This window comes from Burkholderia sp. AU33803, assembly GCF_002223095.1.
Lineage (GTDB): Bacteria > Pseudomonadota > Gammaproteobacteria > Burkholderiales > Burkholderiaceae > Burkholderia.
Window position 1 is genome coordinate 995,379 of sequence record NZ_NKFJ01000006.1, and the last position, 19,771, is coordinate 1,015,149.

Genomic DNA, 19,771 nt, shown 5'->3' on the forward strand with positions numbered 1-19,771 from the left:
GCATAGTGCGTGTCGATTCGGCTTCATTCGCACCGGCAGCACAATAATCAGGAGAACATGCATGGCCAATACGATGCGTTCCAGGGTGGTGGCAGGGGCAGTGGCATGCGCGATGAGCATCGCGCCGTTCGCGGGGACGACTGCGGCAATGACGCTCGCGACGACGCAAGCGGCGATGGCGGCGACCGCGCCCGCCGATGGCTACGCGGCGACGCGTTATCCGATCATCCTCGTGCATGGGCTCACAGGTACCGACAAGTACGCCGGGGTGCTCGAGTATTGGTACGGGATCCAGGAGGACCTGCAACAGAACGGGGCGACCGTCTACGTCGCGAACCTGTCGGGGTTCCAGAGCGACGACGGCCCGAACGGGCGCGGCGAACAGTTGCTCGCTTACGTGAAGACGGTGCTCGCGGCGACGGGGGCGACCAAGGTCAATCTCGTCGGCCACAGCCAGGGCGGCCTCACGTCGCGCTATGTCGCGGCCGTCGCGCCCGATCTCGTCGCGTCGGTGACGACGATCGGCACGCCGCATCGCGGCTCCGAATTCGCCGACTTCGTGCAGAACGTGCTTGCGTACGATCCGACCGGGCTTTCGTCCTCGGTGATCGCCGCGTTCGTCAATGTGTTCGGGATCCTGACGAGCAGCAGCCACAACACGAACCAGGACGCGCTCGCCGCGCTGCAGACGCTGACCACCGCACGGGCCGCCACGTACAACCAGAACTACCCGAGCGCGGGCCTGGGTGCGCCGGGCAGTTGCCAGACCGGTGCGCCGACCGAAACCGTCGGCGGCAACACGCATCTGCTGTACTCGTGGGCCGGCACGGCGATCCAGCCGACGCTCTCGCTGTTCGGCGTCACGGGTGCGACGGATACGAGCACCATTCCGGTCGTCGATCCGGCGAACGCACTCGATCTGTCGACGCTCGCGCTGCTCGGCACCGGCACGGTGATGATCAACCGCGGCTCCGGGCAGAACGACGGGCTCGTGTCGAAGTGCAGTGCGCTGTACGGCAAGGTGCTGAGCACGAGCTACAAGTGGAACCATCTCGACGAGGTCAACCAGCTGCTCGGCGTGCGCGGTGCGTACGCGGAAGATCCGGTCGCGGTGATCCGCACGCATGCGAACCGGCTGAAGCTGGCGGGCGTGTAATCGATGACGGTACGTGAAGGACGCGCGCCGCTGGCGCGGCGCGCCATGATTTATGGTGTCGTGGGGCTGGCGGCGATTGCCGGCGTGGCGATGTGGAGCGGTGCGAGCCGGCATCGCGGGACGGGCGCTGGCGGCGATGCGCCGGATGTGCCGGCGGCAGGCGGATTGGCTGCCGCACCGCCGCAGGCCGCCGTGTCGGCAAGCGCGGGCCCGCCGCCGTCGCTGGCCGGCTCCAGCGCGCCCCGGTTGCCGCTCGATGCCGGCGGCCATCTCGCGAAGTCGCGCGCGGTGCGCGACTTCTTCGACTACTGCCTGACCGCGCAGAGCGACCTGGGCGCGCCCGCGCTCGATGCGTTCGTCGTGCGCGAGATTGCCGCACAACTCGACGGCACCGTGGCGCAGGTCGAGGCGCTCGACGTATGGCATCGCTATCGCGCGTATCTCGACGCACTCGCGAAACTGCGCGATGCCGGCGCGGTCGACAAGTCCGACCTCGGCGCACTGCAGCTCGCGCTCGACCAGCGCGCGTCGATTGCATATCGCACGCTCGGTGACTGGAGCCAGCCGTTTTTCGGTGCGGAGCAGTGGCGGCAGCGCTACGATCTCGCGCGGCTGAAGATCACCCAGGATCGGACGCTGACGGATGCGCAGAAGGCCGAGCGGCTCGCTGCGCTCGAACAGCAGATGCCGGCCGACGAACGCGCCGCGCAGCAGCGCATCGACAAGCAGCGCGCCGCGATCGACCAGATCGCGCAGTTGCAGAAGAGCGGGGCGACGCCCGATGCGATGCGCGCGCAACTGACGCAGACGCTCGGCCCCGAAGCCGCCGCGCGCGTGGCGCAGCTGCAGCAGGACGACGCGTCGTGGCAGAGCCGCTATGCGGACTATGCGGCGCAGCGTACGCAGATCGAGTCGGCGGGCCTGACGCCGCAGGATCGCGACGCGCAGATCGCCGCGCTGCGGCAGCGCGTGTTCACGAAGCCCGGCGAAGCGGTGCGCGCGGCATCGCTCGATCGCGGGGCGGGTAGCGCGCGGTAAGGTGAGAAGCGCGGGCGGCGCGGCGCATGAGCGCCGCTATGCCGCGCGCGTGAGGTCCTGCGGCAGGTGTCGCTCGATGGTGTTCGCGAGCGTGTCGAACGCGGGGCCGATGCCTTCGTGCGGGACGCACGCATAGCCGAGCAGCAGGCCGCGCCGCGCGGTGTCGAGGCTGCTGTAGTAGCTGGTGAGCGGGCGCACGATCACGCCCGCATCGAACGCGCTCTGCGTGACCGCGCGATCGTCGCAGGCGTCGGGCAGGCCGAGCACGAGATGCAGGCCTGCCTCGTCGCCCATCACGGGCAGCGCGTCGCCGAAACGCGCGCGGATCGCGTCGATCATCAGTTGCCGGCGCTCGCCGTACAGCGTGCGCATTCGTCTGACGTGCGAAGTCAGGTGGCCGTCCATGATGAATTCGGCGAGCACGGCCTGCTGCATCAGCTGGCCCTCGCGGTACAACTCCGACAGCCCGGTGCGGAACGTGTCGACCAGATGCTCGGGCACGACCATGTAGCCCATCCGCAGCCCCGGGAACAGCATCTTGCCGAGGCTGCCGACGTAGATCACGCGGCCGCCATCGTCGAGCCCCTGCAGCGACGCGAGCGGGCGGCTGCCGTAGCGGAACTCGCTGTCGTAGTCGTCCTCGATGATCCAGCAGCGGTGCTGGCGCGCATATTCGAGCAGCATCCGGCGTCGCGCGAGGCTCATCACCATCCCGAGCGGGTACTGATGCGACGGCGTGACGAGCACGAGCCGCGGCGGATGCTGCATGTCGCTGGCACGCGGGTCGAGCCCTTCCTGGTCGACCGGCACCGGCGTCAGCGTGAGGCCGGCCGCCTGCAATACGCTGCGCACGCCCCAGTAGCACGGCTCCTCGACCCATGCGCGATCGCCGATGTCGGACAGCAGCCGCACCGCGAGATCGATCGACTGGTGGATGCCCGTCGTGATGATCACCTGGTCCGGCGTGCATTTGACCGAGCGCGCGACGCGCAGGTAATCGGCAAGCGCCCGCCGCAACGGCCGGTAGCCGCCGCCCGGCGCATAGGTCAGCAGCTCGGGATTCGCTTCCTTCCACAGCCGCGCCTGCAGGCGGCTCCACGTCCGGCTCGGGAACTCCGACACGTCCGGCACGCCCGGCATGAACGCGCCCCACTGGCGGCGCGACACGCCCGCATGCTCGATCAGTTGGCGGCCGCGCATCGACAGGCCGCCCTGCGCGTCCGGCAGCGGCGGTTCATCGGCGCTCGACGGCGGCGGCACGGCGCCCGGCACGTGGATCGCCGCGGCATCCGGCCGCGTGTCGGCCACGTAGGTGCCGCTGCCGGTGGTCGTCAGCACGTAACCTTCGGCCGTCAGCTGGTCGTACACGTGCAGCACGGTATTGCGCGCGATCGACAGGTCGGCCGCGAGCGTGCGCGAACTCGGCAGCTTCGTTCCTGGCCCCAATTCCCCGGTCAGGATGGCCTGCTGCATCTGCTGCAGCAACTGCCGGTACATCGGCTCGGGCGAGCTGCGGTCGAGGCGGGCGGAGAGCCAGTCGGCGAGGATCACGGTATCCAAAGTGGTCCTACTAGTAATATTGAAATGGTTCCCTATTGTAGAACCGTGGGCGCCGTATAGTGGCTCGCATCTCAAAATCAATTGTCGCGAAGCAAGGGGACAGCCACGATGAAGTCCGATGATGTGATCGTCAGCTTTCGCGGCGTGCGGAAGACCTACGACGGCGAGACGCTGGTCGTCAAATCGCTCGACCTCGATATCCACCGCGGGGAATTCCTGACGCTGCTCGGGCCGTCCGGCTCGGGCAAGACCACCTGCCTGATGATGCTGGCCGGCTTCGAATTCCCGACCGGCGGCGAGATCCGCCTCGACGGCGAGCTGCTGAACAACGTGCCGCCGCACAAGCGCAACATCGGCATGGTGTTCCAGAACTACGCGCTGTTTCCGCACCTGACGGTCGAGCAGAACGTCGCGTATCCGCTGACCGTGCGCAAGCTGCCGGCGGCCGAGCGCGCGGAACGCGTCGCGCACGCGCTGAAGATGGTGCAGATGGAGCGCTTCGCGAAGCGCTACCCGGCGCAGTTGTCGGGCGGCCAGCAGCAGCGCATCGCGCTGGCGCGCGCGCTCGTGTTCGAGCCGAAGCTGGTGCTGATGGACGAGCCGCTCGGCGCGCTCGACAAGCAGTTGCGCGAACACATGCAGTACGAACTGAAGGCGCTGCACGAGAAACTCGGCGTGACCTTCGTGTACGTGACGCACGACCAGGGCGAGGCGCTGACGATGTCCGATCGCGTCGCCGTGTTCGACAAGGGCATCGTGCAGCAGCTCGACACCGTCGACCGCCTGTACGAATCGCCGTGCAACGAATTCGTCGCGAACTTCATCGGCGACAGCAACCGGCTGCGCGGCACCATCGCGCGCGTCGACGGCGAATTCTGCGAATTCCGGCTCGACGACGGCACCAAGCTCGTCGGTCGCCGCATCGGCGATGCGGCCGAGGGGGCGCCGGCAGTCGCGTGCATCCGCCCCGAACGCATGAGCCTCGCCGCGCACGGCGCGAACGGGCACGCGAACGGCGCGGCCGCCAACCAGCTGAGCGGCGAGGCGCGCAGCCTCATCTATTTCGGCGACCACGTGCGCATGCGCTGCGCGCTGCCCGGCCAGGACGAATGCTTCGTGAAGGTGCCGCTCGGCACCGGCGCGCTCGATGCGTTCTCGCCCGGCGCACCGGTCGCGCTCGCGTTCTCGCCCGAACACCTGCGCGTGTTCGCTTGAGCAGGGTTTTCCCGATTTTCCGTAGCACGTCGTCAACAACAACTGCCCACTTCCACCACGAGAGGAGAGGAACCACCATGAACCGAGCACGCATTACCGCACGGCGCACCGCGCTGGCATTGGCGCTCGCCGTCGTCGGCGCATCGGCATCGGCTGCCGAACTCACGGTCGTCAACTTCGGCGGCGCGAACGGCGACGCACAGAAGGCCGCGTTCAACCAGCCGTTCGAGAAGGCGACCGGCAACAAGGTCACGGCCGTCGAATACAACGGCGAGCAGGCGAAAGTGAAGGCGATGGTCGAGGCGAAGCACGTCAACTGGGACGTGGTCGAAGTCGAATCGGGCGACCTGAACCGCGGCTGCGACGAGGGGCTGTACGAGAAGCTCGACTGGTCGAAGATCGCGAAGAAATCCGACCTGATTCCGGAATCGCCGCAGGTGTGCGGCGTCGGCTTCTTCGTGTGGTCGACGGCGCTGTCGTACAACGCGGACAAGCTGAAATCGGCGCCGACCGGCTGGGCCGATTTCTGGAACGTGAAGAAATTCCCGGGCAAGCGCGGCATGCGCAAGGGCGCGCGCTACAACCTCGAATTCGCGCTGATGGCCGATGGCGTTCCGACGAAGGACGTGTACAAGGTGCTCGGCACGAAGGCCGGCCAGGACCGCGCGTTCAAGAAGCTCGACGAGCTGAAGCCGTACATCCAGTGGTGGGAAGCGGGCGCGCAGCCGCCGCAGTTCCTGGTGGCCGGCGACGTCGTGATGTCGACCGCGTACAACGGCCGCATCGACGCCGCGCAGAAGGAAGGCAAGAACCTGAAGGTCGTGTGGAACGGCAGCATCTACGACCTCGACTATTGGGCGATTCCGAAGGGCTCGCCGAACAAGGCGCTGGCCGAGCAGTACATCGCGTACACGCTGACGCCGAAGCCGCAGCAGGGCTACGCGCAGCACATCGCGTACGGCCCGACCAACATCGCGGCGATCAAGTCGCTCGACGCGAAGACGCTCGCGAACCTGCCGAACTCGCCGGCCAACGGCAAGAACGCGGTGCTGGAAGACATCGGCTTCTGGACCGACCACAGCGACGAGCTCGAGCAGCGTTTCGCCGCGTGGGCGACGAAGTAACCGTCGTTCAGGCATCCTGATGCAACCGGCCGCGCGACGCATCGATCGTGTCGCGCGGCCTTCCGCCGGATCGTGCCCGGCCGGAGAGAACCGTTGAATACGATGACGATCGCGCCTTCCTCGCCGTCGAACGCCGCGCTCAAGCGCGAGCTGAAGGCCGCCGAGGCCCGCAAGCGCACGATGGCACTGCTGCTGGTCGCGCCGCTCGCGATTTTCCTGCTGCTGATTTTCGTCGTGCCGATCGGCGCGCTGCTCACGCGCGCCGTGCAGAACCCCGAGATCGCCGCTGCGCTGCCGAACACGGTCAGGGCGCTGTCGGGCTGGGACCGCCAGACGCCGCCGGCCGACGCCGCGTATGTCGCACTCGCGGCCGACATGACGAAGGTGGCCGACAGCGAGGCGATGGGTGCGCTCGCGCGGCGGTTGAACACCGAGATTCCAGGCTATCGCTCGCTCGTCGCGAAGACGGCGCGCGCGATGCCGCTGAAGGGCGACAACGACGCGGCACTGACACCCGCGCAGACGCGTGACAAGCTGGTCGAGCTCGATTCGCGCTGGGGCGACGCCGCCTACTGGCAGGCGATCGCGAAGAACGGCAGCGCGTATTCGCCGTTCTACCTGCTCGCCGCGCTCGACCACAAGCAGGACGGCTTCGGTCACGTCGTGCAGGCCGACCCCGACCAGTCGATCTATCTGGCGATCTTCGGCCGCACGTTCGTGATCGGCGTCGCCGTCACGCTGTTCGCACTGCTGCTCGGCTATCCGCTCGCATACTGGATCTCGACGCTGTCGGAGCGGCGCGCGAACCTCGTGATGATCCTCGTGCTGATTCCGTTCTGGACGTCGGTGCTCGTGCGCGTCGCCGCGTGGATCGTGCTGCTGCAGAGCGAAGGGCTCATCAATACGGCGCTGATCGGCAGCGGGCTGATCTCGCATCCGCTGACGCTGCTGTTCAACCGCGTCGGCGTGTACATCTCGATGACGCACATCCTGCTGCCATTCATGATCCTGCCGCTCTACAGCGTGATGAAGTCGATCCCGCCGACCTACCAGCGGGCGGCCGTGTCGCTCGGCAGCCATCCGTTCGCCGCGTTCTGGCGCGTGTACGTGCCGCAGACCTACCCGGGCGTCGGCGCCGGCGCATTGCTCGTGTTCATTCTCGCGATCGGCTACTACATCACGCCCGCGCTGCTCGGCGGGCCGAACGACCAGATGGTCAGCTACTACGTTGCGTACTTCACGAACGTGACGATCAACTGGGGTATGGCGTGCGCGCTCGGCGGGCTGCTGCTCGCGGCGACGCTCGTGCTGTACGCGGTGTACGGGCGCTTCACGCGCACCAACGTGAGCCTCGGCTGAGCGCCGCGTGCAACGAAACGGGAAGGGGATTCGAACCATGAAACTCGCCAGGCCGCTGTTCGCGCCGCACATGTCGTTCGTCGAGCGCGCGTGGTACGTCGCATTGCGCGTGCTCGTCGTGCTGACGCTGCTGTACCTGATCCTGCCGGTGCTCGCGATCGTGCCGCTGTCGTTCTCGTCGAGCACGTTCCTCGTCTATCCGATCCCGGGCTTCTCGATGCGCTGGTACGAGAACCTGATCGCATCGGACGAGTGGCGGATGGCCGCGAAGAACAGCTTCATCGTCGCGCCGTCGGCGACCGTCGTCGCGACCGTGCTCGGCACGCTCGCCGCGATCGGCCTCACGAAGGCCGACTTCCGCGGCAAGGGGCTGCTGATGGCCGTGCTGCTGTCGCCGATGATCGTGCCGGTCGTCGTGGTCGGTGTCGGCATGTACCTGTTCTTCGCGCCGCTCGGGCTCGCGAACACCTACACGGGGCTGATCGCGGCGCACGCGGCGCTCGGCGTGCCGTTCGTCGTGACGACGGTGGCGGCAACCCTGCAGGGCTTCAACCAGAACCTCGTGCGCGCGAGCCTGTCGCTCGGCGCGAATCCGGTGTCGACGTTCTTCCGCGTGACGCTGCCGGTGATCGCACCGGGCGTGATGTCCGGCGCGCTGTTCGCGTTCGCGACGTCGTTCGACGAAGTCGTCGTCACGCTGTTCCTCGCGGGCGCCGACCAGACGACGCTGCCGCGCCAGATGTTCACCGGCATCCGCGAGAACATCAGCCCGACGATCGCTGCGCTCGCAACGATCCTGATCATCTTCTCGACGAGCCTGCTGCTGGCGCTCGAATGGCTGCGCGGTCGCAATGCGCGGCGCGCGGTGAGCTGACGCGGCGAGCCTGCGTGGCCGTGCATCCTGCGCGGCCATGCATTTGCTTTCATTTCGCTGACTGACGAGGCGGCCGCCTGCACGTTCGATGCGGCTCTGCAACAATACGGGGCGCGGCGGCGCGCGTTCCGTGCGGTGCGTCCGGAACGCCGCCGCGAGTCCAATCCGCGACGCGGCGCAACGCGTCGCTCGTCAGCCGAGCCTCATCTTGTCCGAATTCGCTTCCCCCGCCGGCGCGCATGAGCCCGCCGTCAACTGGCGCGCGATGTCCGCCGTGCTGCTGGCCGTCGCGCTCGCGACGCTCGACACCGCGATCGCGAACACCGCGCTGCCCGCGATTGCCGCCGACCTGCATGCGTCGCCGGCCGCGTCCGTCTGGATCATCAACGCGTACCAGCTCGCGATGGTCGCGACGCTGCTGCCGTTCGCGTCGCTCGGCGACATCGTCGGCCACAAGCGCGTGTATGTCGCCGGGCTTGCGGTGTTCACGGTGGCGTCGCTCGGCTGCTCGCTCGCGTCGACGCTGCCGATGCTGACGGCCGCGCGGATCGTGCAGGGCTTCGGCGCGAGCGCGATCATGAGCGTGAACGTCGCGCTGATCCGCGGCCTGTTTCCCGCGCACCGGCTCGGGCGCGGCGTCGGCTTCAACGCGCTCGTCGTCGGCGTGTCGTTCGCGGTGGGGCCGACCATCGCGTCGCTGATCCTGTCGGTCGCCGCATGGCCGTGGCTGTTCGCGGTGAACGTGCCGCTCGGCGTGTTCGCGCTTGCCGTGGCGATTCCGTCGCTGCCGCAGACGGCGCGCGGCAAGCATGCGTTCGATCCGGTCGCCGCGCTGTTCAACGTGATCACGTTCGCGTCGCTGATCTTCGCGCTCGGCGAGTTCGCGCAGCGCGGGCCGCTTTCCATCGTGTTCGCGGCGGCCGCGGTCGCGCTCACCTTCGGCTGGCTGCTGATTCGCCGTCAGGCCGGGCACCCGGCGCCGATGCTGCCGGTCGACCTGTTTCGCCGGCCGGTGTTCACGCTGTCCGCGCTGACCGCGGTGTGCGCGTTCGCTGCACAGGGGCTCGCGTTCGTGTCGCTGCCGTTCTATTTCGAAACCGTCCTGCATCGCAACGCGGTCGAGACGGGGTTCCTGATGACGCCGTGGTCGGCGATCGTCGCGCTCGCCGCGCCGATCGCGGGGCGCTTGTCGGATCGCTATCCGCCGGGCCTGCTCGGCGCAATCGGTCTGGCATTGCTGAGCGCGGGCATGGTGTCGCTCGCCGCGTTGCCGGCGGCGCCCGGCGTCATCGACATCGGCTGGCGGATGATGCTGTGCGGCGCGGGCTTCGGTTTCTTCCAGTCGCCGAACCTGAAGGCGCTGATGTCGAGCGCACCGCCCGAGCGCAGTGGCGGCGCGAGCGGGATCATCGCGACCGCGCGGCTGATCGGGCAGGCGACGGGCGCGGCGCTCGTCGCGCTGTCGTTCGGGATCGCGGGGCGCCACGGGCCGACGCTCGCGCTGATGCTCGGCGCGGGCTTCGCCGGGGCCGCGAGCGTCGCGAGCGGATTGCGGCTTTTTGCGCCTTCGCATCGGGCCGGTGTGCCGGCCGCGTCGGAGCGTGTGGGCGAGCAGGCGACGGAGTAGGGTGGCGCGCGGTTGCGGCGCAAGCCGATGGCCGAACGACGATCGCGGGAACGTCTCGAGCCGGCGCGCGGCCCACCACCGCCACGCGCCGGCCTTCACGCTTCGCTTAGAACCCGCCCGACTTGATCAGCTGGTTGAGGTTCGCGATGTTCAGGCTGCCGAAGCCGGTCGTGTAATCCCAGCCGGTGCCTGCGTTGTAGCCATACCCCTGATAACCGTTGTTTCCCGACACTACGTCGTAGCGCACGAGCGACGGGTTCGACGGAATGTCGGCGTAGAACTTGCCGGCCGGGAAACCGAGGCCCGTGCCGTTCGCTGCGAGCAGGCGCGCCCAGAGGCCGGTGAAGATCGGCGCGGCGAGGCTCGTGCCGCCGATCTGCTGCAACTGGCCGTAGTTGTAGATGTACGCGCCGGTGCTTTGCGCGGCGTCGAACGCGACGTCCGGCAACTGGCGGTTGCTGCCCGACTGCCACGACGGCGCGGGCAGGATCGTGCTGACGCCGCCGCCCGTCGCCCACAGCTTGCCGTTGCCGTCGAGCCCTTCGTTCCACACCGTCTCGCTGGAGAACGCGCCCGACGACGTCGTGTAGAGCGTCGTGCCGCCGATCGCGAGCACGTGCGGCGACGATGCCGGCCACGACACCGTGTAGTTCGAGCCGTCCGGATAGCCGCGGTTGTTGCACTCGTACACGCCTTCGTCGCCCGACGAAACGGAGAACGTCTGGCCTTGCGCCGCGGCGGTCGTGAAGATCTGTTCCTCGGCGTCGAGCGTGCCGTCCGCGCTCGCATCGGTCTCGCACCAGCCGAGCGATACGTTGATCACCTTCGCGGTGTTGTCCGACACCGCGCGGTTGAACGCCTGCGTGAGGCCCGTGTTGCCGCTCGCATTGAGATCGGCCATGTAGAACACGAGCTTGCCGACCTGGCCGCCGGCCGAGCCGACGATCGACTGGCTGTCGAGATCCCATTCGCCCTGACCTTCCTGGTCATCGGTGTAGCTGCCGCCGGTACCGTTGGTCTTGATGGTCTGCGTCGACACCGTGCCGTAGCCGTTGCTCGACGTGAACTGCTTCAGGTCCTGCAGCGTCTGCGACACGCCGCCGATCGTGATGATGCCGACGGTGACGCCGGCTGCGGTCGGCACGCCGGTTGCGTTGTAGAGGCCCGGGAATTCCTTCGGATAGTGGCCGGTCGCCGTGCCGGCTGCGAGCGCCTGCGGCTTCGACACGTTGCCGATGCGCAGCAACGGCCGCGCGTGTGCAACGTTCTGCAGCCCGAGCACCGAGCCGACGACGTCGCCGAGCGCGCGCGGCACCTGCGCAGTCGACGTGTTCGCGAAGCCCGAGTGACCCGCGTAGTCGAAGTGCACGAGCGACGTGTTGAATGCGGTCTTCACCGTGGCGGCCGTGCCGCTGGCGGAGACCAGCAGGCGGTTCGGCGCGACCTCGACGTTCACGAAGCCGCTCTTGTGCAGATAGTCGACGACCGACTTGACCTGCGCATCGGTCGGCGCGTAGTTGGCGAGGAACTGCTCGTGCGTGAGGTACTGGCGGTAATGCGCGCTGCCGGGCCGGTTCACGTCGCGCGCCAGTTGCTTGAGCTGCGCGGCGTTGCGCAGTTTCAGGCTGACGACGACGTTGGTCGTTTCACCGCCTGCCAGTTCGAGCGACGGCGCCGCGCTGCGCGCCATCAACTGCGGGCCGGTCAGAAAGGCCTTCGTATGCGTATCGACCCAATCCGTCGTCGCATGCGCCGCGGCGGCGGCGAACACGAACGGTGCCACGCACGCGAGGCGGCGGGGCGACGGAAGGGGAAGGGCAAACCAGGTGTTCCTTTTCATCGGGAGTCCTTTTTTAGGAGAGGCGACGTTACTGGAACCCCCGGCCCTTGTGGGGCCGCGAGCGGTGACGAGCGTAGGGCGTCGGTGCCGTTCGGGTAGCTGCCATTTTCCATAGCTGTCAGTTCTGACATCGGCGCGGGTGCACGCCGGTGCTGCGTCATGCGCGTATGCGAATTGCGGCAGCGGCGAGCGGAACCGGTTCGCGATACGGCGGCGCAGCGGCGCGCGACGCTCGCGCGCACGAGTCGCTCGCCGCGACGCCGGAACGTGCGCGATCGCGGAGCGAATCGCCGTGTGAACGCATCGTGCGCGGGCGGTCGTTGTCGCATGCCGCGTCGCACTATGTGGTCAAACGCCGCGACACGGCAGGAACGGATTCGCGCGTGCACAAAATTGGGGTCGCTCGAGCGCAAACGTTTCCCGAACTGTGGAACGGTGCTTCCGGCAGTCTTGCGGGTGTCTTTCGGATCGCATGCGGCAATTGCGGATTAGAGGAAAGATTCGAATTCGGTGGCGTGGACGCCCCGGCGCGGCGGATAGCGGGCACGCGCAAGATCGCGTGGCGTCGTTCGCGAGATTCCGCCTTGACGTGCGTCGATCAGCGGATATCCTTCAATCCATAACCATCGGGTTATGGATTTGGACATGCAGAACGCACACGACATGCTTTTCAGGACACTGGCCGATCCCACGCGCCGCGCGCTCTTCGAGCGGCTGTGTGCGGACGGCGAGCTGACGGTTGCCGCGCTGACGGCCCATGCGGGCGTCTCGCAGCCGGCCGTCTCGAAGCATCTGGGCGTCCTGAAGCAGGCCGGGCTCGTGAGCGACCGTCACGAAGGCCGGCAGACGCACTACAGCGCGCAGCCTCAAGCGCTGGCCCCGTTGATCGACTGGACGAGCCAGATGGCTGGCTTCTGGCAGACCCGGTTCGATGCCCTCGAAGCTCTTCTGAAAAGGATGGACCAGTAATGAACCAGGCCACCACCGAAACGCGCTCCGTCGTCGTCGACCGGGAGCTGCCTCATCCGCCGGAGAAGATCTGGCGCGCGCTCACGCAGCCGCACCTGATCGAGGCGTGGCTGATGAAGAGCGACTTCGAGCCCGTCGCGGGCCGCGCCTTCAGCTTCCGTGCGGATTGGGGCTCGGTCGACTGCACCGTGCTGGCGATCGAACCGCCGCGCACGCTGTCCTACACGTGGGCCGCGTACGGCCTCGAAAGCGTCGTCACGTGGACGCTCACGCCAACGCCGCGCGGCACGCACCTGCGGATGGAACAGGTCGGCTTCCGTCACGACCAGGAGCAGGCGTACCGCGGTGCGCAGCACGGCTGGGTCCGCTTCTTCGACTCGCTCGAACAGGTGCTGGCACGCCCCGACGAAGCCACGGAGGCTCGCGCATGAGCACAACGGATCTCACGCCGTCGGAGCGTATCGACGCGCTGATCGCCGGCATCGCCGACTGGCGCGGCAAGACCTTCGCCGACCTGCGCCAGACGATCCTCGACGCGCAAGCGGGCATCGTCGAGGAATGGAAATGGATGGGCAGCCCCGTATGGTCGTGCGACGGGATGATTGCGGTGGCGAACGCGCACAAGGGCAAGGTGAAACTGACCTTCATGCACGGCGCGCAGTTGCCCGATCCCGACAAGCTCTTTAACGACGGCCTCGACGGCAATGCGCGGCGTGCGATCGATTTCTTCGAAGGCGACAAGCTCGACAAGCGGGCACTGAAGAATCTGGTACGCGCGGCGATCGACTACAACCGCACGCATCTGAAGAAGAACACCCGGCGAGCGGACGCAGGCACGAAGGCGCGGGCCGACAAGGCGGCGTGACGCGCCGCACGACCGGTCACGCGGCGTAGCGCAGGCAAAAAAAAGCCCGACACGAGGTCGGGCATCCAAATCGGCCGCAACCGCCCGCGAGGCGGCTGCGGCACCTGCAAGGTGCAGGGCGCTTACGCTGCGAGCAGCGAGCGCAGCACGAACGGCAGGATCCCGCCGTGCTTGTAGTAGTCGACTTCGATCGGCGTATCGATGCGCAGCAGCACCGGCACGCGCTGCGATTCGCCGTTCTTGCGGTGGATCACGAGCGTGACGTCCTGTTGCGGCTTGAAGTCGTCGCCGAGGCCTTCGATGTCGTACGTTTCTTCACCGGTGATGCCGAGCGACTGGACGCTGTCCGCGCCCTTGAACTGCAGCGGCAGCACGCCCATGCCGACCAGGTTCGAGCGGTGGATGCGCTCGAAGCTGCGTGCGATCACGGCCTTCACGCCGAGCAGTTGCGTGCCCTTCGCGGCCCAGTCGCGCGACGAGCCCGTGCCGTACTCTTCGCCTGCGAACACGACCGTCGGCGTGCCGGCGGCAACGTACTGCATCGCTGCATCATAGATCGACTGCTGTTCGCCGCTCGGCTGGTGGATCGTCAGGCCGCCTTCGACGCGCGTGCCGTCCGCCTTCGGCGGGATCATCAGGTTCTTGATCCGGACGTTCGCGAACGTGCCGCGCATCATCACGTCGTGGTTGCCGCGGCGCGAGCCGTAGCTGTTGAAGTCGGCCTTCTGCACGCCGTTTTCCTTCAGCCACTTGCCTGCCGGCGAGTCTTCCTTGATCGAGCCTGCCGGGCTGATGTGGTCGGTCGTGACCGAGTCACCGAAGATGCCCAGTGCGCGCGCGCCCTTGACCGTCGGGATCGACGCAGCCGGTTCCATCGAGAAGTCGTTGCCGAAGAACGGCGGTTCGGCGATGTACGTCGACTTCGGCCAGTCGTAGACCTGGCCCGATTCGCCCTCGATCTTGCTCCAGAGGTCGCCCTTCTTGGTCAGCTTCGAGTAGTTGTCCTCGAACTTCTTCGGGTCGAGCGCGAACTTGAGCAGCGCGTGGATTTCTTCGCTCGTCGGCCAGATGTCGCCGAGGTAGATGTCGCGGCCGCCCTTGCCCTTGCCGACCGGTTCGGTCATCAGGTCGCGCGTGATGTTGCCGGCGATCGCGTAGGCGACGACCAGCGGCGGCGACGCGAGGAAGTTCGCGCGGATGTTCGGGTGGATACGCGCTTCGAAGTTACGGTTGCCCGACAGCACGGCTGCCGCGACGATGTCGTTCTTCGTGATCGCTTCGTTCAGCTCCGGCGTCAGGTCGCCCGCGTTGCCGATACAGGTCGTGCAGCCGTAGGCCGCGACTTCGAAGCCGAGCTTCGACAGGTAGGGCAGCAGGCCCGTCTTCGTCAGGTACTCGGTGACGATGCGCGATCCCGGCGCGAGCGAGGTCTTGATCTTCGGATCGACCGTGAGGCCGGCCTCGACCGCCTTCTTCGCGAGCAGGCCGGCGGCCAGCAGCACGCTGGGGTTCGACGTGTTGGTGCACGACGTGATCGCGGCGATCAGGATGTCGCCGTTCTTCACGTCGACGCCGTTGCTCGTCGTGTATTGCGCGGCCAGGTCTTCCGCCTTCTTCGCGAAGCCGTTTTCCGCGACCGGCTTCGAGAACAGGTCGGTGAACGTCGACTTGACGTGGCCGATCTCGATGCGGTCCTGCGGGCGCTTCGGGCCGGCCAGCGACGGCGCGACCGTCGTCAGATCGAGCGTGACGACCTTCGTGTAGTCGATGTCGCCGGCCTTCGGGATGCCGAACAGCTTCTGCGCCTTGAAGTAGTTTTCGAACGCGGCGATTTCGGCCTTCGTGCGGCCCGTGCCTTCGAAGTAGTCGATCGTCTTTTCGTCGACCGGGAAGAAGCCCATCGTCGCGCCGTATTCGGGCGCCATGTTGCCGATCGTCGCGCGGTCCGGCAGCGACAGCGACTTCGTGCCTTCGCCGAAGAACTCGACGAACTTGCCGACGACCTTCTCCTTGCGCAGCATTTCGGTGATCGTCAGCACCAGGTCGGTGGCCGTCACGCCTTCGCGCAGCTTGCCCTTCAGCTCGACGCCGACGACGTCCGGCGTCAGGAAGTACACCGGCTGGCCGAGCATGCCCGCTTCAGCCTCGATGCCGCCCACGCCCCAGCCGACCACGCCGATGCCGTTGATCATCGTCGTGTGGCTGTCGGTGCCGACGAGGGTGTCCGGGTAGTACACGGTGTCGCCGCCGTCCGCCTTCTTGTGGACGCCGCGCGCGAGGTATTCCAGGTTCACCTGGTGGACGATGCCGACGCCCGGCGGCACGACCTTGAACGTGTCGAATGCCTGCATGCCCCACTTCATGAACTGGTAGCGCTCGTTGTTGCGCTGGAATTCCAGTTTCATGTTCAGGTCGAGCGCGTCCTTCTGGCGGAAGTAGTCGATCTGCACCGAGTGGTCGACGACGAGATCGACCGGGACCAGCGGCTCGATCTTCTTCGGGTTCTTGCCGGTACGCTCCGCGACGCCGCGCATGGCCGCGATGTCGGCGAGCAGCGGCACGCCCGTGAAGTCCTGCAGCACGACGCGCGACACCACGAACGGAATCTCGTCGACGCGCTTGTCGTTCGGCTTCCAGTTCGCGAGCTGCTGGATGTGCTCTTCGGTGATCTTCTTGCCGTCGTAGTTGCGCAGCACGGACTCGAGCACGATGCGGATCGACACCGGCAGGCGTTCGATCTTCGTCTTCAGTTCCTTGCCGAGCTGCGGCAGCGAGTAGAACTTGCCTTTGCCGGAACCGCTGTCGAATTCCTTGAGGGTCTTGTGGAGATTGTGGGCCATGGTGATTTTCCTGGGTTTAAGGCTAGGAAACTACGTGTCCTGTAAATGACGGCTATATCACGTACAGATCGACGTACTCATCGACCGGCATCGCGTCGAGCTTTGCCTGGTCCAGCGACACGTCGAGAATCGCTTGTTGCTGCTTGGCCGGGAAGCGGCGGGCAAGGTTGGTCCTGAACTTCTCGACCAGGAGCGGGATGCCTTCGGCCCGGCGTCGCCGGTGGCCGAGCGGATATTCGACCGCCACCTCGGCAAGCTTCGCCCCGTCCTTGAACTCGATCGTCAGTGCATTCGCGATCGAGCGCTTGTCCGGGTCGTGGTAATCCTGCGTGAACTGCGGATCCTCGACGCACACGGTCTTCGCGCGCAGCGCGTCGATGCGGGGATCGGCGGCGGCCGAATCTTCGTAGTCGGCCGCGGTCAGCCGGCCGAACAGCAGCGGCACGGCGACCATGTACTGGATGCAGTGGTCGCGGTCGGCCGGATTGGCGAGCGGGCCCTGCTTGTCGATGATGCGGATCGCGGCCGCGTGCGTGCGGATCGTGATCCGGCTGATGTCGTCGGTCGTGCGGCCCGCGGCGGCGAGCTGCGCATGCAGCTGCAGCGCGGCCTCGGCGGCCGTTTGCGCGTGGAATTCCGCGGGGAACGCGATCTTGAACAGCACGTTCTCCATCACGTACGTGCCGTACGGGCGCTGGAAGCGGAACGGCTTGCCGTCGAACAGCACGTCGTAGAAGCCCCAGGTCCTGGCGGTGAGCGCCGACGGGTAGCCCATTTCACCCGTTTTCGCGATCAGCGCGAGGCGCACCGCGCGGGAGGTTGCGTCGCCGGCCGCCCATGACTTGCGCGAACCCGTGTTCGGCGCATGGCGGTAGGTGCGCAGCGCGTGGCCGTCGACGAACGCGTTGGACACAGCGTTGATCAGCTCGTCGCGCGCGAGCCCGAGCAGCCGGCCGACGACGGCCGTCGACGCGACCTTCACGAGCAGCACGTGGTCGAGCCCGACCGCATTGAACGAATTCTCGAGCGCGAGGCAGCCCTGGATCTCGTGGGCCTGGATCATCGCGACCAGCACGTCGCGCATCGTGAGCGGCTTGCGGCCGGCCGCGCGGGCCGTGCGGGAAAGCCAGTCGGCCGTCGCCAGGATCCCGCCGAGATTGTCGGACGGATGACCCCATTCGGCGGCGAGCCAGGTGTCGTTGAAGTCCAGCCAGCGGATCATCGCGCCGATGCCGAAGGCGGCCTGGACGGGATCGAGCTGGAAGGACGTGCCGGGCACCTTCGCGCCGTTCGGTACGATCGTGCCGGGCACGACGGGGCCGAGCAGCTTGGTGCAGGCAGGGTAGGAGAGCGCCTCGAGTCCGCATCCGAGCGTGTCGATCAGGCAATGACGCGCCGTCTCCAGCGCGAGCGCGCTGTCGATGCCGGTATTCAGCACGTAGTCGACGATATCGACGAGTACCGTATCCGGAGCAGGGCGGACGTTGGAGACCGGGGCGGACATCGAGGGGCCGATGGGAACGCGCTTAGTTCGTTGCCGGCTTCAGCTCGTTCGACTGCGTCGGTGCCGGCGTGCCTTGCGCCATTTCCGGCGTCACGCATTCGTCCGCGAGGCGTTCGCCGCCGTTCGCGTCGGAGAACAGCATCGCCTTGGTCGGGATCACGACCAGCTTGAAGCCTGCGGCCGGATCGTAGAACGTGTCGGCGCCCGTCGTCGTGGCCTGACGCGGCAGCTTGTAGTTCTTCTTCGCCCAGTGAACCGTGACGACCTGGTCGCGCTTCATGTCACCGGCGAGGTCGAACGACAGACCTTCCTTGCAGGACCACTTGACTGCGCCGTCCGGTACCGGATCGACCTTCGCTGCGGCACGTGCCTGTGCCTTCTTGCTGCGCGGGATGATGCGCTTGGCCGGCGCCGGGCGCTTGGCCGCTGCCTTCTTCGCGGTCGTCGTGGTCGTACCCTGGGCAAACGCGCTCGGAGCCGACACCAGCATCGTGGCGGACAAGGCGCCGATGGCGGTAGCGATCAGGAGTTTCTTCATGGAGTCAGAACCTTTCGATAATCAGTTGACAAGGGCCGGCAATCTGCGCCGCCGGCCGGTTTGAAACTGCACGCGCCCCGAAAGCGCGCAGCGGCCGCTATTTTCACCTATTTGGCCGCGTGTATATCAGGTTTTCGGGCTCCGTTACGTTTTTTGTCGTTTCGCAAACCTCTATCCGGTTCGCGCGTCGTCGAATGCATGAAACTCGTGTATCGGCCGGCGGCGCGCGCTTATCGCGCGCTGCCCGCGGCGGCCGGGCCGAACAGCGGCGCGGCCTCGGCCGGCACCGGCTGGCCGGTGGCCCGTGCGCGGCGCAGCACCGACCAGTAATAGCGGTAACTCGCGCGATCGTGCAGCGTATCACCGTGGCGCGTCGGGCCCCAGTCCGCCGCTTGCGCGGCCAGCAGGATCTCGGCGGCCAGCGCGACTTCGTCGGTGCGCGGCGCGAATGCGTCGACGATCGGGCGGATCTGTGCGGGGTGAATGCTCCACATCCGCGTGAACGCGAATTCGTCGCGCGCGCGGCGTGCATCGGCGGCGGCGACGCTCATGTCGCGCACCTCGGTCGTCACGTTGTGCGACGGCGTCTTGCCGTGCGCGTGGCAGGCCGCGGCGATTTCCAGCTTCGCGCGACGCACGAGCGGATGCTCGAACTGGCCGGGCGAGCGCATCGCGGAATCGGGAATCGCGCCGTGGTGCGCGGAGACGAAATCCATCAGCCCGAAGCTCAGCGTGCCGACCGTCGGCAACGCGGCGAGGGCGGCCGCCTGCGCGAGCGCGCCGTGCGTCTCGACCAGCACGTCGACCGGAATCGGCTGCGCGATGCCGAGCTCGCGGCGCGTGCCTTCGATGAACGCGGCCATTTCGGCGGCATCGGCGGCGCTGGCGATCTTCGGGAGCGTGATATAGGCGGGTGCACGCGATGCGCGCAGCACGATGCGGACGTCGTCGCGCCAGTGCGGGTGGGAAAAGTCGTGGATGCGGACGCCGACGCGGCCGAAGCGGTTCTCGTCGCTGCCGAGGATGTCGGTGACGAGTGCCGCGTGCGCGGCTTCCTGGCCGACGGCAGCGCCGTCTTCGCAGTCGAGCGTGATGTCGAACACGGGGCCTAGCTCGGCCTGCAGCGCGAGCGACTTGCGCATCAGCTTTTCGCTGCCCGCGTAGTGATCACAGCAGGGCAGGATCGCGGGCGGGGACGCCCCGTCGTACAGCACTTGTGCGGGAGTGAGCGCGGCCATCTCGTCTACGTCAGGGAAGCGGGT

Annotated in this window: 16 protein-coding genes; 10 read left to right on the forward strand and 6 right to left on the reverse strand. The window is 67.2% G+C overall.

From position 1 onward, the window contains the following. Positions 1-61: 61 nt before the first annotated feature. Positions 62-1,156 carry a triacylglycerol lipase gene (locus tag CFB41_RS21765; RefSeq protein WP_089457834.1) on the forward strand — a complete coding sequence of 365 codons (1,095 nt, stop codon included), beginning with the start codon at positions 62-64 and terminating at the stop codon, positions 1,154-1,156. Between the two features lie 3 nt (positions 1,157-1,159). Next, the gene (locus CFB41_RS21770) at positions 1,160-2,194 is read left to right on the forward strand and encodes a lipase secretion chaperone (protein WP_089457835.1); all 1,035 of its coding nucleotides are present in this window, start codon (positions 1,160-1,162) and stop codon (positions 2,192-2,194) included. A gap of 36 nt (positions 2,195-2,230) precedes the next feature. Here the strand turns inward: CFB41_RS21770 and CFB41_RS21775 are convergent, their stop codons facing one another. Then, positions 2,231-3,754 (reverse strand): PLP-dependent aminotransferase family protein, encoded by a 1,524-nt coding sequence (locus CFB41_RS21775; RefSeq protein WP_089457836.1) that lies wholly within the window; start codon positions 3,752-3,754, stop codon positions 2,231-2,233. Positions 3,755-3,862: 108 nt separating this feature from the next. Between CFB41_RS21775 and CFB41_RS21780 the strand changes: the two genes are divergently transcribed. The 5 genes from CFB41_RS21780 (at position 3,863) to CFB41_RS21800 (ending at position 9,953) form a co-directional block, all read left to right on the forward strand. Beyond that, entirely contained in the window at positions 3,863-4,969 is a 1,107-nt protein-coding gene (locus tag CFB41_RS21780; RefSeq protein WP_089427971.1) for an ABC transporter ATP-binding protein, read from the forward strand. 77 nt (positions 4,970-5,046) lie between these two features. After that, complete coding sequence (locus CFB41_RS21785) at positions 5,047-6,093, forward strand: ABC transporter substrate-binding protein (protein WP_039358217.1); 1,047 nt, start codon at positions 5,047-5,049, stop codon at positions 6,091-6,093. A 102-nt stretch (positions 6,094-6,195) separates the two neighbouring features. Continuing rightward, positions 6,196-7,452: an ABC transporter permease gene (locus CFB41_RS21790; protein ID WP_179250219.1), complete on the forward strand. Its 1,257-nt coding sequence runs from the start codon at positions 6,196-6,198 to the stop codon at positions 7,450-7,452. Positions 7,453-7,489: 37 nt separating this feature from the next. Further along, on the forward strand, positions 7,490-8,326 hold the full coding sequence (locus CFB41_RS21795; protein WP_027791109.1) for an ABC transporter permease: 837 nt from the start codon (positions 7,490-7,492) through the stop codon (positions 8,324-8,326). A gap of 208 nt (positions 8,327-8,534) precedes the next feature. Further along, positions 8,535-9,953: an MFS transporter gene (locus CFB41_RS21800; RefSeq protein ID WP_089458951.1), complete on the forward strand. Its 1,419-nt coding sequence runs from the start codon at positions 8,535-8,537 to the stop codon at positions 9,951-9,953. Positions 9,954-10,059: 106 nt separating this feature from the next. Here CFB41_RS21800 and CFB41_RS21805 read toward each other — a convergent pair whose 3' ends face one another. Next, the gene (locus CFB41_RS21805) at positions 10,060-11,793 is read right to left on the reverse strand and encodes a protease pro-enzyme activation domain-containing protein (protein WP_089457838.1); all 1,734 of its coding nucleotides are present in this window, start codon (positions 11,791-11,793) and stop codon (positions 10,060-10,062) included. Positions 11,794-12,438: 645 nt separating this feature from the next. On the opposite strand from CFB41_RS21805, the gene CFB41_RS21815 reads away from it, so the two are divergent. Genes CFB41_RS21815 through CFB41_RS21825 form a run of 3 tightly spaced genes read left to right on the forward strand, consistent with a single transcriptional unit; the run spans position 12,439 to position 13,627 of the window. After that, complete coding sequence (locus CFB41_RS21815) at positions 12,439-12,762, forward strand: helix-turn-helix transcriptional regulator (RefSeq protein WP_089458952.1); 324 nt, start codon at positions 12,439-12,441, stop codon at positions 12,760-12,762. After that, complete coding sequence (locus CFB41_RS21820) at positions 12,762-13,193, forward strand: SRPBCC domain-containing protein (RefSeq protein WP_089457839.1); 432 nt, start codon at positions 12,762-12,764, stop codon at positions 13,191-13,193. Before CFB41_RS21815 ends, CFB41_RS21820 begins: the two co-directional genes overlap by 1 nt. Then, entirely contained in the window at positions 13,190-13,627 is a 438-nt protein-coding gene (locus CFB41_RS21825; protein ID WP_089457840.1) for a DUF1801 domain-containing protein, read from the forward strand. The genes CFB41_RS21820 and CFB41_RS21825 overlap by 4 nt, the downstream gene beginning before the upstream one ends. A gap of 122 nt (positions 13,628-13,749) precedes the next feature. Here CFB41_RS21825 and acnA read toward each other — a convergent pair whose 3' ends face one another. The 4 genes from acnA to CFB41_RS21845 all read right to left on the reverse strand — a co-directional run bounded on the left by acnA (position 13,750) and on the right by CFB41_RS21845 (position 19,747). Then, positions 13,750-16,467 (reverse strand): aconitate hydratase AcnA, encoded by a 2,718-nt coding sequence (acnA, locus tag CFB41_RS21830; protein WP_089457841.1) that lies wholly within the window; start codon positions 16,465-16,467, stop codon positions 13,750-13,752. A 52-nt stretch (positions 16,468-16,519) separates the two neighbouring features. Then, entirely contained in the window at positions 16,520-17,971 is a 1,452-nt protein-coding gene (locus CFB41_RS21835; protein ID WP_089457842.1) for a bifunctional 2-methylcitrate dehydratase/aconitate hydratase, read from the reverse strand. A 22-nt stretch (positions 17,972-17,993) separates the two neighbouring features. Beyond that, positions 17,994-18,509 (reverse strand): hypothetical protein, encoded by a 516-nt coding sequence (locus tag CFB41_RS21840; protein ID WP_089442945.1) that lies wholly within the window; start codon positions 18,507-18,509, stop codon positions 17,994-17,996. Positions 18,510-18,739: 230 nt separating this feature from the next. Then, complete coding sequence (locus CFB41_RS21845) at positions 18,740-19,747, reverse strand: CoA ester lyase (protein WP_089457843.1); 1,008 nt, start codon at positions 19,745-19,747, stop codon at positions 18,740-18,742. Between the last annotated feature and the right edge of the window lie 24 nt (positions 19,748-19,771).